The organism is Vibrio sp. B1FIG11 (assembly GCF_905175335.1).
GTDB lineage: Bacteria > Pseudomonadota > Gammaproteobacteria > Enterobacterales > Vibrionaceae > Vibrio > Vibrio campbellii.
In genome coordinates this window covers 3,526,559-3,549,657 of the sequence record NZ_HG992751.1, presented here as the reverse complement: position 1 = coordinate 3,549,657, position 23,099 = coordinate 3,526,559, and the positions used below count along the sequence as shown (strand labels likewise).

Here is a 23,099-nt window from a genome sequence, read left to right as displayed (position 1 = left end):
AAGCGGTCGGGAAGAGAAGGGTGCGTTGCTTGAGCATCAACGCACCCTCGCAGCAATTAGCGATGAAAGATTACGAAGAAGAAGTGCTACCGCCAGTCAGTTTGTCACACAGACCTTTTGGTACGACTACGAATGCGTCTTTTTGGTTATCCTCTTTAGAAGTACCGGCACATGAGCTGCTTTTCGTTGCACAGTCGTTTTTACCTGCTTTAGAAACGCCGTAGCACTTTTCTTTCTCAGCAGCCACAGCTGGAGCTGCAGTTAGCATTGTGCCACCAAGTGCTAGAAGGCCAGTAACAGCAGCAGTAACAGCTAGATTCGACTTTTTCATAATAAATTCCTCTGAATGATTTCCTTTACTTTAAGTTGGCAAGGTGAACCGCCTGTTTTGGCGTTTTGTTATCAGCTTGCTTAATTTAAAAGATAGGAAACGGGCTAAAAAACTTTCATAAATATTTTCGAAATCAATAGATTTGAAAGGTTGAATTTATATAAGCCCTTGATGTTTAGAGTGAAAATGCAACGATTTTTTTATGAAATTTTGTCTAATCTGAACTGGTTGTTTAGGTTATAATCTATTTTTATGTATAAATAACCAGTAGCTCTCATCATGATGGATCCATCTCTATTACTCGACGGTTTGAACGACAAACAACGTGAAGCCGTTGCTGCACCTCTAGAAAACTTGCTCGTCCTTGCTGGTGCAGGGAGTGGTAAGACACGCGTTCTTGTTCACCGTATCGCTTGGTTGATGTCGGTAGAGCAGGCTTCTCCGTTCTCAATCATGTCGGTAACCTTTACCAATAAGGCGGCGGCAGAGATGCGTGGACGTATCGAAGAGCTAATGATGGGCAGTGCAGGCGGTATGTGGAATGGTACTTTCCACGGCATTTGTCACCGTATTCTGCGTGCGCACTATCTTGATGCCAAGCTACCGGAAGATTTCCAAATCATCGACAGTGACGACCAACAGCGTCTACTAAAGCGTTTGATCAAAGCGCAAAACCTTGATGAGAAGCAGTGGCCAGCACGCCAAGTGGCATGGTGGATCAACGGTAAGAAAGACGAAGGTCTGCGCCCGTCGCACATTGATGCGTACCACGATCCAGTGACCAAGACATATCTGCAGCTGTACACCGCTTACCAAGAAGCGTGTGATCGTGCTGGTTTAGTCGATTTTGCGGAAATCTTGCTGCGCGCACATGAGCTACTGCGTGATAACAAATTCGTCCGTGAACACTACCAAGCACGCTTTAAGCATATCTTGGTGGACGAGTTCCAAGATACCAACAACATTCAATATGCTTGGCTACGTATGATGGCGGGTCCTGAGTGTCACGTGATGATCGTAGGTGATGACGACCAGTCGATTTACGGCTGGCGTGGTGCAAAAGTCGAGAACATTGAGAGATTTACGCTGGAATTTCCAAGCGTGAACACCATTCGTCTTGAGCAAAACTACCGTTCAACCAAGACCATTCTGGAAGCGTCCAACTCTCTGATCGCGAATAACACCGAGCGTATGGGTAAAGAGCTTTGGACTGATGGCGTTGTCGGTGAGCCTATCTCGGTATACAGCGCTTACAACGAGTTGGATGAAGCCCGTTTTGCGGTAAACAAAATCAAAGAGTGGCAAGACAAGGGCGGTGCTCTGAATGACGCTGCAATGCTTTATCGTAACAACGCCCAGTCGCGTGTTCTTGAAGAAGCATTAATCCAAGCTGGTCTGCCTTACCGTATCTACGGCGGCATGCGATTCTTCGAACGTCAGGAAATCAAAGATGCTTTGAGCTACATGCGTTTGATTGCCAACCGTAATGATGATGCGGCATTTGAACGTGTAGTGAATACGCCAACGCGTGGTTTGGGCGATAAGACGCTTGAAACCATTCGTTTTGCGGCTCGTGATCGTGGTTGCACCATGTGGGAAGCGAGTGTGGCGATGTTGGATGAGAAGGTGCTCGCTGGTCGTGCTGCTGGTGCTCTGAGCCGTTTTATCGAGCTTGTTACGGCACTAGAAGACGACACCATCGAGATGCCGCTGCATCACCAGACTGACCATGTGATCAAATACTCGGGCTTGTTCGCGATGTACGAGCAAGAGAAGGGCGAAAAGTCTAAGGCGCGTATTGAGAACTTGGAGGAATTGGTGACCGCAACTCGCCAATTCGAGAAACCAGAAGAAGCCGAAGACATGTCACTGCTGACGGCATTCCTAACTCACGCTGCATTAGAAGCGGGCGAAGGACAGGCGGATGAGTTTGAAGACGCGGTTCAGCTCATGACATTGCACAGTGCGAAAGGTCTAGAGTTCCCATTGGTATTTATGGTCGGTGTGGAAGAAGGCATGTTCCCAAGCCAAATGTCGGCAGAAGAAGCAGGGCGTTTAGAAGAAGAACGTCGTCTGTGTTACGTAGGCATGACCCGTGCGATGCAGAAACTGTACATCACTTATGCTGAAATGCGCCGTTTGTACGGTCAGGATAAGTACCATAAACCGTCTCGCTTTATCCGTGAACTGCCAGAAACTTGTTTGGACGAAGTACGAATGAAGGCGCAAGTTAGCCGTCCTGCAAGCAGCGGTCGATTTAGCCAAACGGCGGTGAAAGAGAGCTTTAATGAAACCGGCTTTACGCTAGGTTCTCGTGTGATGCATCCAAAGTTTGGTGAAGGCACCATCATCAACTTCGAAGGCAGTGGTCCACAGAGCCGCGTACAGATTGCCTTTAATGGTGAGGGCATCAAATGGTTGGTGACTGCTTACGCTCGACTAGAGAAACTGTAAGGCTTTAACAAAACTCATCAACTTAAGAGCTGCTTCGGCGGCTCTTTTTGTTTGTGCTGTTTTCATGTCAAGAAAGCAGTGAAAAATGGAGTGCAAAAGCGCGATTTAACGATGCCGTTTGAAGTGAAAGGTCGGCATTGTGGGTGAATGTCTACTTTCAGCAGGGCTGCTGAGAAAAATTTTAGGCAAAGAAAAACCCCGAGGGCTTGCGCCCATCGGGGTTATAGTCTTACTCGCAGCAATCCGGCTACTAAGAGTGCTCCATGCATCTAATCCATGATAGTGTGCTGAATCCGTCAGCTTAATCCTTACGTCGCCTTCCTAGCGGTGTCCTTAATGACCTTATCCTGGTCTGCTAACCATCCTCGTTAGCTCTCATCACTTGTTCCCTGAGCGGTGTCCCTGACATCATCCTGATGTTCAAATCCTTGCCTCGTCCAGAGGTGTCCATTTCCCGTCCTTAGTAGCAACCATCCTAGTCGCTATTGATTCCGTTCAATGTCCAATTTTGCAATCCATGCCCGACTATTCATCCTGAATAACCGTTTCTTCTTCCTGAAGTTCACCAAGTCCGTGGTGTTTCCTGTTCCGTGTCAGCATCCTTCCGACAGGTTTAATATTACGTGTTTAACGGTTTCCAACAACGGACAAATCTCACATTTTTTTACTCTCTTAGCGTTTAAAAAAGATACATAACCATTTAAATCAATATCTTATGGGTTTTTGTGCGTAGTTTTGCCATTAAAAAAGAGAGGTTTGCTCAACCCTTTGTGAGAGATCTCGCACAAAGGGTCGAGCTAAATGCGCTTATTGTCCGATAGCGGCACCTTCACGTCTTGGATCGGCCGCACCTTCTAGGCCTTGTTCAGTTATACGTATAGCATGCAGTCCAGAGTTCAAATCACGAACATCGGTCTTAAAGCCCATCTTCTCCAACGCAGGTTGCAAGCTTTCTGCTGCGGTACCTTGCTCAATATCTAAGGTACCAAAACGGTTCAGCAATCGTGGCTGATTAATCGCGCTCTGGATGTCCATATCCCATTGCGTGTAGGCGATAATGGCTTGTGCAACGTAACCAATGATGCGGCTGCCACCCGGTGAGCCAATTGCCATGTAAGGTTTGTCATCCTTCATCATAATGGTTGGTGCCATGGATGAACGTGGGCGTTTGCCCGGTTCTAAGCGGTTCGCGATTGGCACACCATCTTGATGAGTGCGGAAAGAGAAATCGGTCAGTTCGTTGTTGAGCAAGAAGCCGCGCACCATCAAGCGTGAGCCAAAAGCGTTCTCAATGGTTGTTGTCATTGAAACCACATTGCCTTGCTTATCAACGATATTGAAATGGCTGGTGGAAGGCAGCTCAATCGATTGGTCCATGCTTAAGTTCATCGCGTGCGACCAAGGAGGATTGCCGGCTTCAACCTTATTCAGGGCTTTTCCGACTTGAATCAGCTCAGCACGCTGTTTGAGATAATCTTTATCAAGCAAGCCTTCGGTTGGCATTGGCACATAATCTTGGTCAGCCATGTATTTACCGCGATCCGCGAACGCAAGGCGAGACGCGTCGGCGATCACTTGCCATGATTTCGCGCTTTCGGCTCCCCAACCTTTAAGATCGTATTGCTCGGTGATCGCGAGAATCTGTCCAACCGTCAATGCGCCAGAGCTAGGTGGTCCCATGCCGCAAATATCATAGCTTTGGTAAGCCGCACAAACCGGTTCACGTTGCTTGATTTGGAAAGCATCAAAGTCAGGTTGTGCCAACACGCCAGGATTGCCCGGTGCATTCTGTACGGTCTTGATGATGTCTGTGGCGATATCGCCTTGATAGAAAGCTTTTGCCCCTTGCTCTGCAATTGCCGTCAGAGTTTGCGCGTATTCAGGGTTCTTCAACAACGTGCCTTCGGCTTTTGGTGAGCCATCTGGATTAAAGAAGTAAGCCTTAGTCGCAGGGAAGCGTGATAGGCGCTTGGCATCTTTCTCAATCAGGCTCGCGAGGCGAGGACTCACTTCGAAACCTTGCTCAGCCAAGGTAATCACAGGTTGATGATCTTCTTCCATTCCAACTTGCCGTATTTTTGGTGCGTGTCCCACAGCAGTTTCACTGTGCCAGGAGTAGCGACGGAGCGCCCACCAACAACCGCATCGTAAAATTGCAGTGGTTGTCCTTTGTCATCTAGGAAGAGTTTCGGTGTTGCGGCGAGCGGTGCGGTCTCACGTCCATCATACGTGGTTAGTTTTTGTTTCTCACTGTCCCAATACACTAAGAAGGCACCGCCACCAATGCCAGAAGATTGCGGTTCTACCAAGCCCAGCATCAGTTGCACGGCAACCATGGCATCAATAGCATTACCACCTTGTGCAAGAACATCCGCACCAGCTTGGGTGGCAAGTGGGTTGGCTGCGGTGACCATATAGTCTTTGGCTTTGACCAATTGCTTTTGCTCGAAGCCAGTACTGTGCTCCGGTGCAACCGCATCTGCTGCTTGGTTAGCAAAGGCTGAGGTAGATAAGACGAGTGGGGAAGTAAGAAAAAGACCCGTGGTCACGAGTCGGTTGAACGTCCAATGCATGATGACTCTCCATGTTGCCAAGTTTTGTGCTTTCAGCTTGGCAGTCATGAAGAGTCACGTCGAGTCAGCAATCTTAGAAATGTCGATTGTGCTACGCTTTTAAATCAGTACTTTATCCGATAAAAGTGCTGATGGTTTGGTACAAAATACTGCCACCCACTAGGGTAAATACCACCCCACACAGACCGTCGATGTAGATGCCCGCTTGCTGCAATTTACGTTGTAAGCGCTGTGTTGATAGCATCCACGCGAGACTAGAGAACCAAAGCAGCGATAAACCAAACAGAATCACCAGAGCCATGCCTTTACCAGTCACTGACATGCCGGCAGGGACTAAGCTCGACATTAAACTGATAAAGAAAACCAAGGCTTTCGGGTTAAGAATGTTGGTCGCGAATCCTTTAGCAAATGCCTGACGTTTGTTGCTGATCACTAGGTTATTTTGCTTCTTAGGTTGATCCGCCAATGGGTTTTTGATCATTGAGATCATGGCGCGCAATGCCCCAATACCTAAATAGAGAAGGTAACTACCACCGAGCAGTTGTACCACGGAGTACAACACTGGGTGCTGGTGGACGATATAACTCACGCCTGTCAGGCTGAACAAAGAGTGCAGCAAAATGCCGGCAGATAAACCCAATGCGATGTACAAACCAGTTTGGCGCCCGTGGCGCGCTGCATTTTGTATCACGAGCGCAAAGTCTGGGCCTGGGCTCATTAGGGCAATAAAGTGGATGCTGGCCAATGTCAGCAATATAGTGGATTCATTCATAATACATCTCAAATATAACCAATGTGGCTATTGTCGTATCAAGCATCGTGTCGCGCTTGTAAAAAACTGACAGCTTTTTCGGTCAATGAAATTATCGAGTCACTTGAGAAGGGGAAACGCCGTAGGTCTGTTTAAATGCTTTGCTGAAATGAGCTTGATCGTAGAAACCGATTTGATGGGCTACGTCGGTGCCGCATTGGCCAGATTGCAGTAACTTCATGCCTTGCTCGAGGCGCAAGCGAGCAAACCAAGCATAAGGCGTCATGCCTGTTTGCGCTTTAAAGTGGCGCTGGAACTGAGTTGGGCTCAGTTGGCACAGCTCTGAAAGTGAATCCAAACGCACCGCTTGGTCGAGATTCGCCATTAGATAATCTTTTAATGTTCCAAGCGATTGATTGCCCAGCGGTACCACTTTCTGCCGCTCAAGCGATCCGTAGCGATCAAAAAGCTGGTTAAATCCTTCAAAAGGAAGGCAATCTTTGGTGAGCTGGCTGAGGTTTTCACGACGAAGTAGCCCGTGCAAGTTACTAAGTTGTGAAAATATCTGCGGATCCGAGATGATCAGCTCGTTAAAGTGTATTATTTGACCGTTTTGCTTAAGATCAGCCAGATCGCTCAATAGGTGAGGTTCGATCGCAAACACATTTACTTCATAGCCACTTTCTAGCTTAGATTGCCCGTCGTGCAACTCATCTGGCGGCATAAGCACGATTTGCCCGTGCCCGACATGGTGACTGTTGCCTTGGAATTGGAACTTCTGCGCGCCATGCGTGATCAGACCGAGGTGAAAATCCAGATGGTAATGCCTTTGGAAAGCAAAGGTCTGGTATTTCGCCTCAATCAGACTCAAGTCGTTATGATCGGTTGCGTAGTATTGAATATGTTCCATTAAAGAAAAAAGCTTGGTCACAATATAACCAAGCTTATCCATCAATTTCTGAAATGTCTTGTAAAAAACGATCACTCAGCTTGAGCGAGCATCGTTAAGCCGTGTACCCAAGGACTTTTATCTCTTGGAAGTTATTCCACAAGACTAGCTTAGGATCGCTGCCATTATTGCCGTTGCATGTCAGGCGAATAAAGTTAACGCCTGCTTTTCCAATCTGCTGCTCGACGAAGCCAGTGGTATTCCCAGGGGTAAGGACTTGCGTCACCAATTCGAAGTTTATCCCGTTATTACTGACTTCAACATCAAATAGGTATTGACGTACGTCGCCTTTCGCTTGTGAGTAAAGCAGTTTGGTGACGGTAGAGGTCGCCGACAGCTCAATCAGGTATTGAATTCCTTGTCCCTTCGCAGTCCACTTGGTAAACAGGTCACCATCAATGGCCATTTCTGGCGTATGATCGACACGTGTTTCACTGGCGCTGACGGCCAAGATAGGCAACTCAGCTTCTTGCTCTTTATCGAGATAGTCTCCCAAGAAACCAAGATAACGGCTTGAGAAAGCGTTGTTGTGGCTTGGGGATAGAGTAGGGAAAATCAGATCGACACCTTGCTCACTGAGCCCCATCCAGCGACATAAGGTTGCCCCCAGCTGCTCAGACGATTGTGAGGGAATGAATTTGTTGCCCCACGCATCGTCACCGTCACGAACAAAACTAGGATAGCGCCCGTAACTGCGTCCGCCATTGACCGCCTCACCAACCACTAGCTGATTGCTACCCCAGCCATGATCAGTACCTTGGTTACTGTTGTTCTCAATGGTGCGGCCGAAATCAGATAGCGTAAAAGTGACCACTTTTCGGAGAGGGATAATGCATCCAACGAGCGATGAAAGGCACTGACGGCTAAATCAATGGTTTCCAACAAACCGTCATGTCGTCCTCTTTGGCTGCGGTGGTTATCAAAACCGCCCAGATTGACGAAGAAGACCTGGCGTTGGTGCCCTAAATCGGTGGCGGCTTGCATCATGCGTCTTACCATTCTTAACTGTAAACCGAGCGATGAGCTTGGGATGCTCGTGTCTTCTGGGTAAGTATCGACCACTGATTGCAGCTCAATCTGGAAATCTAAGATGCCCTTAAGGTGTTGGTTATAGGTTTGCTTGAAGTCAGAACCGTAAGGAGAATTCACAAGTGCAGTGAACTGATTGTTGACCGCATTGGAATGTCCCAATGCATCCATTGCCTTTATCTCTCCTGAAGATAATGAAATATCTTTTGAGGTTGTTCCGGTAAGGAGTTCATTACCAGAAAACGACATGGAATCTGAGACGACGCTACCACTACTCAAAACATCCATCATCAAACCGGCCCACCCATAAGGGTGATAACCCGCATCGCCCCAACTTGATTGCCAAGCCGTTTGTTGCTTGTTGTGTGCTCCAAGATTATTCGGCTTCTTGACGTCGTAAAGGTTTTGTTTGTTGGTGGGCTCTACCAAGGTACCGATGTTAAGCAGTGCGGCACCTTGGCCTTGATTCAGCATTTCGGCAAGGTTAGGCATGCGAGCATTGATTGCTAGCGCTTGGCCTGCTTCTGAATCAGGGATCGAGAGCTTTTCCTCATTGCTGAGGTAAATATCAGGTCGAGCGGTGGTGTATTGCGCGTCGTTATTGCCCGGCACAATCATGTTAAATGAGTCGTTACCGCCGTGAAGAAACAGACAAACTATAGCGCGGTAATCATTGGCGGTATTAGCGAACGCGCTGTTCATTGGCAAAGAAAGAGAGAGTGGCACCATGCCAGATACCGCGGTGCCTGATGCGCCTTTCAAAAAGCTTCTACGTGTAATCGACATAACTTACTCCTGTACCATGAAATCGGGAGACATAAAGGCAATAAACAACATTTTAGGAACGGCATAAAACTTATTGTTGTGCCCGTTATAGATGTTCTGAAGCCGGGTGATCACATCGGGCGAGCCCTGCTGGTGGAGTACAAGTTGATTGATGGTTGCCACCAATTGTTCGCCTTGACCAGATTCAGCCATATCTTCAAGGGCTTTAGGTGCGATATAGAGTTCTTTCTTATTGCTGCTGTTACCACGGTTTTGGCCATAGTCGAGGAGGCTGCGATAAAAAATGTTACCCATGTTAATAAGTTGGCTCCAATCAATGATGGCCAGTTCGGGGGCGGTTAGCCCTTTTTCTGCGAGTGCACCCGGAGGCTGATAACTAGGTTGATAAAAATTGAAAACCGAGTTGGCACCAAGAGGGTACTGATTGAAGGTTTCTTTATAGCGCATGGGATCATAAACAATATCGTTGCCTCCGCCAGGATAAGCTTCCATCGCTCGGTAAAGGTAGGTCATGGCTAGAATGGGTTCTCTTACCTTTGTCATATTGTCATTCGGTGCTTCAAGTAAGGCATTGTCGGTGTAAATTGCACGTATGACTTCTGCCAGGTTGCCATTGCTGTTATGAAATGTCGTCGCCACTCTTTCGATGTAGTCGCGACTAGGGTTTGATGTTGTTAAACGTTTAATCAGCAGAATGGAAATAAAAGGCGCGACGTTTGGGTGTAAGGTAATGTGCTCAAGAAACGACTCGAGGTCCTGAGTGGCGGTTTGGCCTGCAGGGTAGGTTCGTTCAAGGACCTGCTTTTCGTCCATATCATGTAGGCTGTTATCTTCAACCATTGGCGTCAATGTGTTGCCGCCATCAATATCCCAACCTGTAAACACCCGAGCTAAAGACTCTATGTCGGCGTCTTGATAGGTCTCAATCGGATTACCAAATGCATCAAGAATCAGTGAGCCATCCATATTGAGCTGATATAAGCCGATGGTAAAAAGCTGCAAGACTTCGCGAGCGTAGTTCTGATCCGGTGCTTGCCCTGTTACGCTCTGTGGCTTGTTGCCATTCATGGTGAGGTATTGCCCCATCGCTGGGGATAAAGTGATATTGCGGAGTAAATTCTTAAATGTCCCAAATGCACCGTTCGCGAGAACATCGTAGTAGTGGGCCAATGCTTCTGCGTCTTGGTTCAGGTTTCCATCCTTTTCGCTGACGACAAAGATCTGGCTCAACGCGAAAGCAACGCGTTGGCGAAGTTGCGCTGCATCTCCAAGTGCAATATCAAACCAAGCGCCAACACGACAATCTTGGTTACTCTGAGTCAGCCCTCTGGAATTCGCTTGGTAGCGAGTTCGGTCGAGATGCTTGGTATACGGCTGGTTGATTTGTTCCTCTATCCAACGTCCTCTGTCATCAAGTAATAAAAACTGTTCGAGTTCAGACTGTTTAACCCCCATTGTTGCTAAATCGAGGAATCGAGACGCCTGCTGTTGAGTTAAATTTTCCATATTCTTCTCCATAGCCAGTGACACAAGCATGAGCGTTCAATCGAAATGATTAGGTGCTCACGTGCATATCAAGCGTTAATGGAAATGAAGAAGATTTCCATGAAGAAAGCAGGGTTTTATCTAAGGTGTGATCTTTTTGGGGAAGATAATAACGAAAACAAACATTACTAGAGTTGTAGCTTTAAATTTCTTTCATAACAGTGGTTTATGATTCGTCATTTCATATGGGTAGGGCTTGTAGAAAGAGAAAAATGCCCAAGCTGAGTTGGGCATTTGTGCATTCATATTAGTTGGTTTGTTTTGCTTTGCGTGACTTACGATTGTTACGCAGACCATCAAAGCTAAACACCACCAAGGCGCCCCAAATAAAGGCGAAGGTGATGGCTTTATCACTGGTGAACGGTTCGCCGTAGATCAGTACCGCGAGCAAGAACATCAAACTTGGACCAATATATTGGAAGAAGCCCAACGTCGATAGCTTTAGACGGGTTGCAGCGCCAGTAAAACACAGTAGCGGTAGGGTCGTGATCACACCAGCGGCGATCAGTAAGGTATTCAGCTGCCATGGGTTCTCAAACATGTTTGAGGTTGGGGTACTGGCAATAAAAAACAGAAAGATACTTGCCGCAGGCAACATGACGAGAGTTTCAATGAATAACCCCGTTTGTGCTTCCACACTGACTTTCTTACGCAGTAGGCCGTAAAAACCAAAGCTCATTGCCAGAGCGATAGCAACCACAGGGACAGAGCCAAACACGATCAGCTGCACTAATACACCACAAGCCGCCAGCGCGACTGCGAACCATTGCAGCTTACGTAACCTCTCGCCCAGAAACACCATCCCGAGTAACACATTGATTAACGGGTTGATGTAATAGCCTAGACTGGCATCGAGCATATGATTTGAAGTGACCGCCCAAATGAAGATCAGCCAGTTAGCTCCGACCAAAATGGCGGTGGAAACTAAATACATCATTTTGGTTTTATTTTTAATGATGTCTCGAACCGAGCGCCATTGGCGACCAAAGTGGAGGAGTGCGGCTAGCAAAAAGAAAGACCAAAACACTCGGTGGCTTAAGATCTCAAGTGGTGAGACTTCAGCAATCGATTTGAAGTAAATGGGTGCGATGCCCCACATGGTGTACGCACCAACTGCAAGCAGGACGCCTTGCCGCGCGCGTTGTTGTTCTTCTGGTGTCATGGGATGTCACCTAATTGAGTTTTTATAGAGCAGAAAATCAGTATACGAGTCGTGAGCTGAATCACCTAACAATTTGCGGTTTTATTCACCATGAAACCCCATTACAATGTGCCCTCACTTTGCGTGCTAGTGGCATGCATAAGCACCTCTTTTTAAGACTCAATCTGAGATTTTTCATGACCTCGACTTTGCTAGCCGAACAATCTGATTCGCCTTTGACGCCTCAACGTGTGTTGGAGGATGTGTTTGGTTACCAAGAATTCCGAGATGGGCAGCAACTGGTGATTGACGCCGCGGTAGAAGGTCGCGACAGCTTAGTTATCCTGCCTACGGGTGGCGGTAAGTCGCTGTGTTATCAAATTCCTGCTTTGGTTCGCTCTGGCATTACTTTGGTTATTTCTCCGCTTATCTCGCTGATGAAGGACCAAGTCGATCAGCTTAAAGCCAACGGCGTGGCGGCTGAGTGCATCAACTCGACCATGCCTCGTGAAGAGCTGCTCAGCGTGTATAACCGCATGCACACTGGTCATCTTAAGTTGGTTTATGTCTCGCCAGAGCGCGTATTGATGCGTGATTTCATTGAGCGCTTGGAAAACTTGCCGCTATCGATGATTGCCGTCGATGAAGCGCACTGTATTTCCCAATGGGGACACGACTTCCGTCCAGAATACGCCGCTCTTGGTCAACTCAAGCAGCAGTTTTCCCATGTGCCATTTATGGCGCTGACGGCGACGGCGGATGACGCTACGCGTCGCGATATTCTTGAGCGCCTGCAACTGAATAATCCAGAGGTTTATCTAGGCAGTTTCGACCGTCCTAACATTCGCTACAACTTAGTTGAGAAGCACAAGCCAGTTTCGCAAATCGTTCGTTATCTTGAAACCCAAAAGGGTAACTGCGGCATCATCTATTGTGGTAGCCGTAAGAAAGTTGAGATGGTGACCGAGAAGTTGTGTAACAACCACATTCGTGCTGCTGCTTATCACGCCGGTATGGATGCGGACGAGCGCGCTTACGTTCAAGAAGCTTTCCAACGTGATGATATCCAAATCGTAGTGGCGACTGTGGCATTCGGTATGGGTATCAACAAACCAAACGTGCGCTTTGTGGTTCACTTTGATATCCCGCGTAATATCGAGTCCTACTATCAGGAAACCGGTCGTGCAGGGCGTGATGGTTTGCCTGCGGAAGCGATGATGTTGTATGACCCAGCGGACATCAGTTGGCTGCGTCGTATGTTAGACGAGAAAGACGACGGTCCACAGAAGCAGGTGGAAACCCACAAACTGAATGCGATGAGTGCCTTTGCTGAGGCGCAAACTTGTCGTCGTCAGGTGCTATTGAATTACTTTGGTGAGTATCGTGAGAAGCCATGTGGCAACTGCGATATTTGCTTAGATCCACCGAAACACTTTGATGCCACGGAAGAAGCGCGTAAGGCGTTGTCTTGTGTGTACCGTGTTAATCAGAGCTTTGGTATGGGCTACGTGGTAGAAGTGCTACGTGGCATGCAAAATATTCGTGTACGTGAAAACGGGCACGATAAGATTTCTACCTACGCGATAGGTCGCGACCACAGCCACGATTACTGGGTGAGTATCTTCCGTCAGTTAATCCACAAAGGGCTGCTGTTCCAAAACATCACTCGTAACTCAACGCTGCAACTTACTGAAGAGGCGCGTCCGCTGCTACGTGGCGATGTGACTCTCGAGTTAGCGGTACCACGTTTAGACACCGCAGCACGTGCGGCTAAATCAGATAAACTGACCAGCAAGAACTACGACAAAAAGCTGTTTGCTAAGTTACGTAAGCTGCGTAAGTCGATTGCTGATGAAGATGGTTTGCCACCATACGTAGTCTTTAGTGACGCGACTCTGATTGATATGGCGGAAATTCTGCCAACGTCTTACGGCGAAATGCTGGCAGTCAGCGGCGTTGGTCAGCGCAAACTGGAGAAGTACGCCGATCCATTCCTCGATTTGATTCAAGAACACATTACTCACCACGGATAAGGAACCAAGATGCAAAAGGAATTTGGCTTAGCGGACTACATGGCACAAGAAGGGCGCTTAATCATTACCGCGCCGAGCTTTGACCTTGATAGCTTTCCTGCTTTAGGTGAGCGTTTAGTCGGACTGCTTTCCGCTACTGTGGTGGAAAAGCAGTGGGATGCGGACATTCACTCTTGGTTGATCGACTTTGAAGGTTGCCGACTGTTTATGAAAGCAGAGCATTACAGTGAAGCGATTTGGTTTGAAGCGTTAGCGATTGAAGAGAGCAGGGAAGAGTTGGATTATCTCGCAGGATTGTTCCAACGCGGCTTCTAAAAATAGAATTTTTCTAGAAAGGGTGTTTCACATGAAACACCCTTTTTTATGCTCAAACGTTTGCGTAAAACAGACGGCTTGCGGCGAAAAGTGGTTAATGTATAATCGCCCACCGCTTCGCTCAGAATGAGCCAAGCCAGTTTATTTTTCATTTTACATTGTTGGTAAGAGCCACTTTATTCAGTGACTCGATTTGGGTTCCCTCACCCCCAAACCAAACTAAAAAGGTATCGCATGAGTAACTTTACCCCTGCGCAGCAGCGCAACGCCCTTATCTATCTGGTTCTATTCCACCTAGTCATTATTGCATCTAGCAATTACCTAGTTCAGCTACCGTTTACTATTTTCGGTTTCCATACCACTTGGGGTGCATTCACTTTCCCATTTATCTTCTTAGCGACTGATTTAACCGTGCGTATTTTCGGTGCTCAGTTGGCACGTAAGATCATCTTCTTAGTGATGTTGCCTGCTTTGGCAGTGTCTTACTTCTTATCGGTGGTGTTCTTCGAAGGTCAATTCCAAGGTTTTGGTCACCTAGGGGAATTTAACTTATTCGTTGCTCGTATCGCGATTGCTAGCTTCATGGCGTACCTACTTGGTCAGATCATGGATGTGCACGTGTTCAACCGCCTACGTCAAATGAAGCAATGGTGGGTGGCACCAACGTGTTCAACGCTTTTCGGTAATGCACTTGATACCATCGCTTTCTTCGCCATTGCGTTCTACCAAAGTCCAGATCCATTTATGGCGGAGCATTGGACGGAAATCGCGCTGGTGGATTACGGCTTCAAACTGATTATCAGTCTTGGTTTGTTCGTTCCTATGTACGGCGTATTACTGAATTACCTAATTAAGAAACTGACTGCGGTGAACCCTGATTTTAAGGTGACGACAAGCGTTCAGTCTTAATATCAGTGGGAACCCCGAAAGCCGCTTGCTCAAATCAAGCGGCTTTTTTGTATCTGTTTACTAGGGTTTGGAGCGTTTTGTACAGCGTGGGGGGTAATTAGATCATGGGTGTCCAAAAGCTCCCTAAGCTGTACGAAGGTAAAAATGAGCAATAAAAAAGGCCCCGATAGGGACCTTCAACCAAGCAATAAGTTATCGTGAGGTTTAGCAAGTCACGATACTTAACGGCCAGCCAATGTCTGTTTGACGGTTAGACTCAATTTCCAACTCAGCGGCTGTCAGTGGGTTTGCCTCTAGCCATTTCGCATCAATAATTAGCGTCAGTTTGTCGCCTTCCGCAGTGAGAGTCACACATGGCTCTAGATCTGGATTACGACGATGGCTGAGTAAAACCGCAAGACGCAATAGACGCAGCACGCGTTTACCACTGGTGCCTGAAAGGGCATGTTGCTCAGGCAGTGACGTCAGTTGTTCACGGTAACGGCGAGCAATTTCACCGATAAAGAACTTCTGTGCACGGGTGTAACCAGGCAAATCCAGATGCTGTAGCAGGTAAGCGCTGTGCTCACCGCCCTTTTTGAAGTCGATAGTTAGACCGATTTCGTGCAGTTTGGCTGTTGTTTCCAGCAGGACTTTACCCTGAGGTTCTGCAACCCAAGCTTCACCACCAACTTGCTCAAGCAGTTTGCCCGCAAGTTTTGCAACTTGTTCGCCGTATTGGCAATCTAGCTGGTAACGGTTTTGTACACTGCAAATGGTGCGTGCACGGATGTCGTTTTGACGAAGCTCGTCAACCATCTCGTACACTAAACCTTCACGCAGTGCGCCGCCAGCCAGTGTCATGGCATCGATTTCTAGAAGCTCAAAGATCGCAATTAAAATGGATAAGCCACTTGGGAATACCAGAGCACGCTCTAGGGTCAGACCTTCAATATCGAGTTCTTCCAAGTGATCAGCAAGCATCGCCTGCTTTTGTAGGCGCTTTAGTTTGGAGTGAGTAATTACTTCGTCCATACCCTGCGCTAGCATTATCTCTTGTAGTGCTTGAACTGTACCCGATGCCCCAACACATACATCCCAACCCAGGTCGGTGTACTGCTCTAAGATCGGCATCAGAGTTTGCTTCGCGCCTTCAATGGCAGCGTCGAAGTTACGTGCGTTCAGTTGGCGGTCTTTGAAGAAGTTCTCTAACCAAGTCACACAGCCCATTTTCAGACTGGTCAGTGCTTTGGCTTCGAAACCTTCACCGATAATCAGCTCGGTACTTGCACCGCCGATATCGACCACAAGGCGACGACCACTACCGCCAGAGGTGTGTGCAACACCTTTATATATAGTGGCAGCTTCTTCTTCGCCGGTAATCACTTCGATAGGCTGACCTAAAATTTGGTTCGCCTTCTCTAGAAAAACATCCACATTGGTCGCGGTACGCAATGTCGCGGTACCCACAATGCGGATGTTCTGTTTAGGAATATCCTGCAAGCGTTCTGCAAATAGACTTAAGCAGTCCCATCCTCGCTGCATAGCTTCCATACTAAGAGAGTTATGTTCATCTAAGCCCGCGGCTAGACGAACTTTGCGCTTAATTTTAGCCATAGTTTGAACGCTGCCATCGATGTGACGCACAACGAGCATGTGAAAACTGTTCGACCCGAGGTCGATGGCGGCGTATAGCGGTGATGATCCTGCTTGACTCATAAACGACTTCAGTTTCCTTTTATGATTGTTTTGGCGCTGATTGACGCGGCTGACGAGGACGACGTCCTTGCGGCTTACGGTTACCAGAGCGAGTGCCACCTGTATTGGTGCGACGTTGTTGAGTACGAGGCGCGCGCATACGAAGTGGTGCAGGCAGATCTTGGATTAGAGCCGAAGCGTCGTAATCAGAAACTGGGATTGCGTGCTCAATGTATTCTTCGATTGGTGGCAAGTTGATTGCGTAATCTTCACAAGCAAAGCTAATAGAGTGACCACTTGCGCCAGCACGGCCAGTACGACCGATACGGTGAACGTAATCTTCACAGTCATCCGGTAGGTCGAAGTTGAATACGTGTGTCACTTGAGGAATATGAAGACCACGTGCTGCAACGTCAGTTGCGACTAGTAGGTCAACTTCACCACGAGTAAATTGCTCAAGGATTTTTTCACGCTTTTTCTGTGGTACATCGCCAGTCAGTAGACCAACACGGTGACCATCGGCTGCTAGGTGACCCCAAATCGACTCACACTTATGCTTAGTGTTAGCAAAAACGATCGCGCGGTCTGGCCATTCTTCTTCAATAAGCGTTTGAAGCAGTGCCATCTTGTCTTCATTAGAAGGGTAGAAAAGCTCTTCTTGGATGCGGTGACCGGTTTTTTGCTCTGGCTCAACCACAACATGCTCAGGGTTGTGCATGTGTTCGAAAGCTAATTCTTGTACGCGGTAAGACAGCGTCGCTGAGAACAGCATGTTCAAACGCTCTTTTGGCTCAGGCATACGACGGAACAAGAAACGAATGTCTTTAATAAAGCCAAGATCGAACATACGGTCGGCTTCATCAAGAACAACGGCTTGAATGTTGTTTAGGTTGAATACGCGCTGCTTGTAGAAATCGATGATACGGCCAGTTGTGCCGATAAGAATGTCTACACCATCTTGAAGTTTGGCAAGTTGCTTATCGTAGCTTTCGCCACCGTAAGCTAAAGCCGCTTTAAGACCTGTGCTCGCAATCAAAGGCTCAGCATCGTTAAAGATCTGAATCGCTAGCTCACGCGTTGGCGCCATAATGATTGCGCGCGGTTGAGTTGGCTTGCGACCTTCGTGCTCTGGCGTGGTCAGAAGGTGGTTGAAGGTAGCAGTAAGAAACGCGAGGGTTTTACCAGTACCCGTTTGGGCCTGGCCTGCAATGTCTTGGCCGGTGAGCAGTACCGGCAACGCCAAGGCTTGGATAGGGGTACAATATTCGAACCCTTTTTTCTCCAATCCTTCAGTAACTTGGGGCTTTAAACCCAAATCGGCGAACTTTTGCTCTGTGATATGCGTCTTTTTCATGGCGATAGAATATCAGCTAAAGCTTGCAATAAGAAAGTAAATACATTCCAATAGGGCATCTATTTACTGGTTATCATCCAACCAGTTTCGAAAAACACATTGGAGTGGAAGATGAGTGATAAGATTTTGCAGCTTACTGATGACGGTTTTGAAAACGATGTAATCAACGCTGCAGGCCCGGTTCTAGTTGATTTTTGGGCAGAATGGTGTGGTCCTTGTAAAATGATCGCTCCTATCCTGGATGAAATCGCTGACGAGTACGAAGGCAAACTCACTATCGGTAAACTAAACATTGACCATAACGCAGGTACACCACCTAAGTTTGGTATTCGCGGCATTCCAACGCTACTGTTATTTAAAGACGGTAACGTAGCGGCAACGAAAGTTGGTGCTCTGTCTAAGACTCAACTAAAAGAGTTCCTAGACGCAAACCTATAATCACCAAGTGATTACAAACAAAACCGTGCAATATGACAATGCGCGGTTTTGTTTTTCTAACTCTGGACTAGAATATTAATTAGTGCTAACTTATCGCGCGTTAATTGAACAAATTTCTCTTCTTGGTCGATCCTGAGACCAAATCCATCTTAACTAGAAAACAGATCTTATTTTGACTAAACAAGCATCCACCACCATGAATCTTACTGAACTGAAGAACAGACCTGTGTCTGACCTTGTAAAGCTTGGCGAAAGCCTGGGTCTTGAGAACCTAGCTCGTCTAAGAAAACAAGACATCATCTTCGCAATTCTTAAAGCGCACGCGAAAGGCGGCGAAGACATCTTTGGCGATGGGGTTCTGGAGATTCTGCAAGACGGCTTTGGTTTCCTACGTAGCGCGGACAGCTCATACCTTGCTGGTCCAGACGACATCTACGTTTCGCCAAGTCAGATTCGTCGCTTCAACCTACGTACTGGTGACTCAATTGCTGGTAAAATTCGCCCACCAAAAGACGGTGAGCGTTACTTTGCTCTGCTAAAAGTCAACACAGTAAACGACGACAAACCAGACAACGCTCGTAACAAGATCCTATTCGAGAACTTAACGCCTCTACACGCTAACGAGCGTATGGTTATGGAGCGCGGTAACGGTTCTACAGAAGACATCACAGCACGTGTTTTAGACTTGGCATCGCCAATTGGTAAAGGTCAACGTGGTCTGATTGTTGCTCCGCCTAAAGCGGGTAAGACAATGCTTCTGCAAAACATCGCTCAAAGCATCGCATACAACCACCCAGAGTGTGAGTTGATGGTACTTCTTATCGACGAACGTCCTGAAGAAGTAACAGAGATGCAGCGTCTAGTTAAAGGTGAAGTAGTAGCGTCAACGTTCGATGAACCAGCTTCTCGCCACGTACAAGTAGCGGAAATGGTAATCGAGAAAGCAAAACGTCTTGTTGAACACAAGAAAGACGTGGTTATCCTGCTTGACTCTATCACTCGTCTAGCTCGTGCATACAACACCGTAGTGCCTTCATCAGGTAAAGTACTAACTGGTGGTGTAGATGCAAACGCACTACACCGTCCTAAGCGTTTCTTCGGTGCTGCGCGTAACGTAGAAGAAGGCGGCAGCCTAACTATCCTTGCTACGGCTCTAGTCGATACTGGTTCTAAGATGGACGAAGTTATCTACGAAGAGTTCAAGGGTACAGGTAACATGGAAATCCACTTGAACCGTAAGATTGCAGAGAAACGTGTATTCCCTGCGATTGACTTCAACCGCAGTGGCACACGTCGTGAAGAGCTTCTAACTAAGAACGAAGAACTTCAGAAGATGTGGATTCTACGTAAGATCGTTCACCCAATGGGCGAAACTGATGCGATGGAGTTCCTAATCGACAAGCTAGCGATGACGAAGACCAACGACGAGTTCTTCGATGCAATGCGTCGTCAATAGTCTCAGATAATCAATTCTGCGAAGAGCCACCGTATATCGGTGGCTTTTTTATTGCTTTCTCCCGATAGAAGCAGCAGAATGAAGAAAATGTTATCGGGAGGTTAACATGCAACAAGGAATGTTGTCGTCATTACTCCTGAGCTTGTCACTTATCACACTACCCGCGACGTCAACTGCCAAGGAAATGCAGGAAACCGTGGTAGAGCAGTGGCTTCAGGACTCTCAAATACAGACCAAAGTATCTGAACTGCTTGATTACGCAGTCAGGGACGAGGTTGACTCGCTTAAATTTGCCCTAGACCGGCTTGCCTTTCCTCAACAAGAAGTCGTCCGTTTCCTTTTGCTCGAAAAGCTAGAGCAACAAGAACTCATCCTTACCCCAAGAATGTCGATTTTTGTCGAATCCCAAATCAGCATAACTCCAACTTACCAAGTGCTTGAGCGAGGGGATGGTTATGAATTCAGTGTACCTGCGTTTAATTTCCCGGCCATTGCTAGCCGTCTGATAAAACGCTGGAAGCAGGATCAGAGAACGTTAGAATTTGTTTTGGAAGCAGAGCGGCAGGAGCTAAACCTCAAGGATTGGTTAACAGGTACGACGCATCAAGTGCAAACCAGAGAAGCGTTACTTATTCGTGAGCTAGACAGCTTATCGCCAGACGCGCTTGAAGCACTGACCAAACAATTAACCCATGCTAATGTTACCAGCTGGCTGCCATCCACAGCCGTGATTGTACGTTTGGCACAAGTAAGCCAAAATCAGGCGATGTACGATCTGTTGTGGCGCATGCGTGCGGATTACAACAGCCAAACAGAGTTAGCCAGATTAGCAGAAGTTGGTGATGAGTTTTCACTACAACAATTGATGAATTCCACCGTCAATCCAACCTTAAAACCTTATGCGATTGAACTACTCACAAGATCCAATCCACTCTCTCATGACGTAAAACAATTCCTAGTGGCCAAGATGGCACTTTCAGAAGAAGCTACTTTGGTTGCTAGAGAACTCGCAAAGCAAGGGCATCACTCGTGGTTAGAAGAGTTGGTCTCAAACAATCACCAAGTAAAAACACGACAGATTGCGGAATTCTTGGAATAACCGTTGTTGATGTTCTTTAAGTAACAACTCTTGTCGCTATCGAGTTCACATACCCACACAAAATAGGAGGATCTTAGCGTCCTCCTATTTGTTATACTGCGGACAGTTTAATCAGCCAGCATGAAGGCCTATGAGTTTTAAGGATTTACGCGAATTTATCGACCACCTAGAACAGAAAGGTCGACTTAAACGCATCACTCACCCCGTCGACCCCGCTTACGAAATGACAGAAATCAGCGACCGTACCTTGCGTGCTGGTGGCCCTGCGCTGTTGTTTGAGAACCCAATTGGCTTCGACGTACCTGTTTTGACGAACCTATTTGGTACGCCAGAGCGTGTCGCGATTGGTATGGGACGTGAAGACGTTAAAGAATTAAGAGAAGTCGGTAAGCTGCTGGCTTATTTGAAAGAACCTGAGCCACCAAAAGGCTTCAAAGACGCATTGGAAAAATTGCCAGTGTTCAAGCAAGTATTGAACATGCCAGCCAAGCGCTTAAGAAAAGCATCGTGCCAAGAGATTGTGTGGCAAGGTGATGAAGTCGATTTGGATAAAATCCCGGTGATGAGTTGCTGGGCAGAAGACGTTGCGCCATTGCTTACGTGGGGCTTAACCGTGACCAAGGGTCCGAATAAGAAACGTCAGAACCTAGGCATTTACCGTCAGCAGAAAATTGCCAAGAACAAAATCATCATGCGTTGGTTAGCTCATCGTGGTGGTGCGCTTGACCTGCGCGATTGGATGGAAACCCATCCAGGTAAACCTTTCCCAGTTTCGGTCGCGTTTGGTGCAGACCCAGCTACCATTCTTGGTGCAGTAACGCCAGTGCCAGATACGCTATCGGAATACGCATTTGCAGGTTTGCTACGTGGCAGCAAAACGGAAGTCGTGAAGTCAGTTAGTAATGATTTGGAAGTGCCAGCGAGCGCTGAAATCGTGATGGAAGGCTATATTGACCCTAACGAGTTTGCCGATGAAGGTCCTTATGGTGACCACACTGGCTACTACAACGAAAAAGAAAAGCACCACGTGTTTACCATTACGCACATTACCATGCGTAAAGACCCAATCTACCACAGTACCTACACAGGCCGTCCGCCAGATGAACCCGCTGTATTGGGTGTGGCATTAAACGAAGTCTTTGTGCCGATTCTGCAAAAGCAGTTCCCAGAGATTGAAGACTTCTACCTACCGCCTGAAGGTTGTTCGTACCGAATGGCAGTCGTCACTATGAAGAAGCAGTACCCAGGTCATGCCAAGCGCGTAATGATGGGCGTGTGGTCTTTCTTGCGTCAATTCATGTACACCAAGTTTGTTATTGTGTGCGATGAATCGGTAAACGCACGAGATTGGAATGATGTCGTGAAAGCCATGTCAGAGCATATGGATCCTGTACGTGACACCTTGATGATAGACAACACGCCAATCGACTCACTTGACTTTGCTTCGCCTGTGGTTGGTCTTGGCTCCAAGATGGGGTTAGATGCAACTATTAAATGGGATGCCGAGCTAGCGACGCGAACCGAGGTCACTGAGCGAGACAGCAAAGCGATTACTGAAACAGAACTGAATGAGTTGAAACAGCAACGCCCTGAGATTGTCGATATCTATCTACCAGCAACAGCTAATAACCAGTTCGCTGTTGTGACCATGAAGAAAGACCAAGCTGGTCAATCGCAAGCCTTGATGGAATACCTTTGGGACTTCTTTGCTCAGTACACGGATAACAAATTCATTATCTTGTGCGACGATGACGTTAATGCACGAGATTGGAATGACATCATTTGGGCTGTAACAACCCGAATGGATCCAGATAGAGACACTATTCAAGTGCATGGTAAGACTCATAGTTCATCCAAATTAGGATTGGATGCGACCAACAAGTTCGAATCCGAAGTCACGCGCGAGTGGGGTACGCCTATCAAAAAAGATCCTAAACTTGTGGCTAAAGTCGATGAGATTTGGGACCAGTTAGGTATTCTATGAGTCATCAAGTCCACCTTCTACCAATGGACGTTAGGTTCCAAGTAAAAGAAGGGGAGACGGTGTTGGAAGCTGCGCTCAACAACAATATTCGCTTCCCACACCGTTGCCAAGTTGGCGCTTGCGCCATGTGTATGTGTAAAAAGCTAACGGGCGAGGTGAGTTACCACCTCGAACCGATGCTAACCGAAAAAGAGCAACAGCAAGGTTGGATATTCCCTTGCCAAGCCTATACAGAAAGTAATTTAGTGCTTACTTTTGATGAGTAAGCGAGAGGA

General features: G+C 47.3%; 17 protein-coding genes and 2 pseudogenes. 9 read left to right on the top strand and 10 right to left on the bottom strand.

Features of this window, described 5'->3' with window-relative positions; translation table 11 throughout:
- Positions 1–70: 70 nt before the first annotated feature.
- Complete coding sequence (locus tag KHO06_RS16475; RefSeq protein WP_005536405.1) at positions 71–331, bottom strand: DUF2282 domain-containing protein; 261 nt, start codon at positions 329–331, stop codon at positions 71–73.
- A 279-nt stretch (positions 332–610) separates the two neighbouring features.
- Between KHO06_RS16475 and uvrD the strand changes: the two genes are divergently transcribed.
- On the top strand, positions 611–2,785 hold the full coding sequence (gene uvrD, locus KHO06_RS16470) for a DNA helicase II (RefSeq protein ID WP_212581881.1): 2,175 nt from the start codon (positions 611–613) through the stop codon (positions 2,783–2,785).
- Positions 2,786–3,592: 807 nt separating this feature from the next.
- Here uvrD and ggt read toward each other — a convergent pair.
- The 7 genes and pseudogenes from ggt to rarD form a co-directional block, all read right to left on the bottom strand.
- Positions 3,593–5,358, bottom strand: a pseudogene (gene ggt / locus KHO06_RS16465) (gamma-glutamyltransferase).
- A gap of 112 nt (positions 5,359–5,470) precedes the next feature.
- Complete coding sequence (locus KHO06_RS16460) at positions 5,471–6,130, bottom strand: LysE family translocator (protein ID WP_212581880.1); 660 nt, start codon at positions 6,128–6,130, stop codon at positions 5,471–5,473.
- A 91-nt stretch (positions 6,131–6,221) separates the two neighbouring features.
- Positions 6,222–7,019, bottom strand: coding sequence for an AraC family transcriptional regulator (locus KHO06_RS16455; protein WP_038890990.1), 798 nt, complete (start codon positions 7,017–7,019; stop codon positions 6,222–6,224).
- A 94-nt stretch (positions 7,020–7,113) separates the two neighbouring features.
- Positions 7,114–7,464, bottom strand: coding sequence for a discoidin domain-containing protein (locus KHO06_RS26580; RefSeq protein ID WP_244858408.1), 351 nt, complete (start codon positions 7,462–7,464; stop codon positions 7,114–7,116).
- A gap of 315 nt (positions 7,465–7,779) precedes the next feature.
- Positions 7,780–8,705 (bottom strand): annotated as a pseudogene (locus KHO06_RS26575) (DUF1501 domain-containing protein); the annotation flags it as partial.
- A gap of 171 nt (positions 8,706–8,876) precedes the next feature.
- Positions 8,877–10,379, bottom strand: coding sequence for a DUF1800 family protein (locus tag KHO06_RS16445; RefSeq protein WP_212581879.1), 1,503 nt, complete (start codon positions 10,377–10,379; stop codon positions 8,877–8,879).
- A gap of 286 nt (positions 10,380–10,665) precedes the next feature.
- Positions 10,666–11,580, bottom strand: a complete 915-nt coding sequence (gene rarD, locus KHO06_RS16440; RefSeq protein WP_005430308.1) for an EamA family transporter RarD — start codon at positions 11,578–11,580, stop codon at positions 10,666–10,668.
- A gap of 176 nt (positions 11,581–11,756) precedes the next feature.
- On the opposite strand from rarD, the gene recQ reads away from it, so the two are divergent.
- From recQ to KHO06_RS16425, 3 genes are all read left to right on the top strand, one after another.
- Entirely contained in the window at positions 11,757–13,592 is a 1,836-nt protein-coding gene (gene recQ, locus KHO06_RS16435) for an ATP-dependent DNA helicase RecQ (RefSeq protein ID WP_212581878.1), read from the top strand.
- A gap of 9 nt (positions 13,593–13,601) precedes the next feature.
- Positions 13,602–13,907 (top strand): DUF3630 family protein, encoded by a 306-nt coding sequence (locus tag KHO06_RS16430; protein ID WP_005378772.1) that lies wholly within the window; start codon positions 13,602–13,604, stop codon positions 13,905–13,907.
- Positions 13,908–14,141: 234 nt separating this feature from the next.
- The gene (locus tag KHO06_RS16425; RefSeq protein WP_005378770.1) at positions 14,142–14,816 is read left to right on the top strand and encodes a 7-cyano-7-deazaguanine/7-aminomethyl-7-deazaguanine transporter; all 675 of its coding nucleotides are present in this window, start codon (positions 14,142–14,144) and stop codon (positions 14,814–14,816) included.
- A gap of 204 nt (positions 14,817–15,020) precedes the next feature.
- Here KHO06_RS16425 and gppA read toward each other — a convergent pair whose 3' ends face one another.
- A complete protein-coding gene (gene gppA / locus KHO06_RS16420; RefSeq protein ID WP_038890972.1) occupies positions 15,021–16,514 on the bottom strand; it encodes a guanosine-5'-triphosphate,3'-diphosphate diphosphatase in 1,494 nt (497 codons plus the stop codon).
- Positions 16,515–16,533: 19 nt separating this feature from the next.
- Positions 16,534–17,847, bottom strand: coding sequence for an ATP-dependent RNA helicase RhlB (rhlB, locus tag KHO06_RS16415; RefSeq protein ID WP_005430306.1), 1,314 nt, complete (start codon positions 17,845–17,847; stop codon positions 16,534–16,536).
- A 111-nt stretch (positions 17,848–17,958) separates the two neighbouring features.
- Between rhlB and trxA the strand changes: the two genes are divergently transcribed.
- From trxA to KHO06_RS16390, 5 genes are all read left to right on the top strand, one after another.
- Entirely contained in the window at positions 17,959–18,285 is a 327-nt protein-coding gene (gene trxA / locus KHO06_RS16410; RefSeq protein WP_004745500.1) for a thioredoxin TrxA, read from the top strand.
- A 196-nt stretch (positions 18,286–18,481) separates the two neighbouring features.
- The gene (gene rho, locus KHO06_RS16405; RefSeq protein WP_005535997.1) at positions 18,482–19,741 is read left to right on the top strand and encodes a transcription termination factor Rho; all 1,260 of its coding nucleotides are present in this window, start codon (positions 18,482–18,484) and stop codon (positions 19,739–19,741) included.
- 106 nt (positions 19,742–19,847) lie between these two features.
- Positions 19,848–20,840: a hypothetical protein gene (locus KHO06_RS16400; protein WP_152685692.1), complete on the top strand. Its 993-nt coding sequence runs from the start codon at positions 19,848–19,850 to the stop codon at positions 20,838–20,840.
- Positions 20,841–20,970: 130 nt separating this feature from the next.
- On the top strand, positions 20,971–22,824 hold the full coding sequence (ubiD, locus tag KHO06_RS16395; protein WP_077262077.1) for a 4-hydroxy-3-polyprenylbenzoate decarboxylase: 1,854 nt from the start codon (positions 20,971–20,973) through the stop codon (positions 22,822–22,824).
- On the top strand, positions 22,821–23,090 hold the full coding sequence (locus KHO06_RS16390; protein ID WP_012126600.1) for a 2Fe-2S iron-sulfur cluster-binding protein: 270 nt from the start codon (positions 22,821–22,823) through the stop codon (positions 23,088–23,090). Before ubiD ends, KHO06_RS16390 begins: the two co-directional genes overlap by 4 nt.
- Positions 23,091–23,099 lie beyond the last annotated feature (9 nt).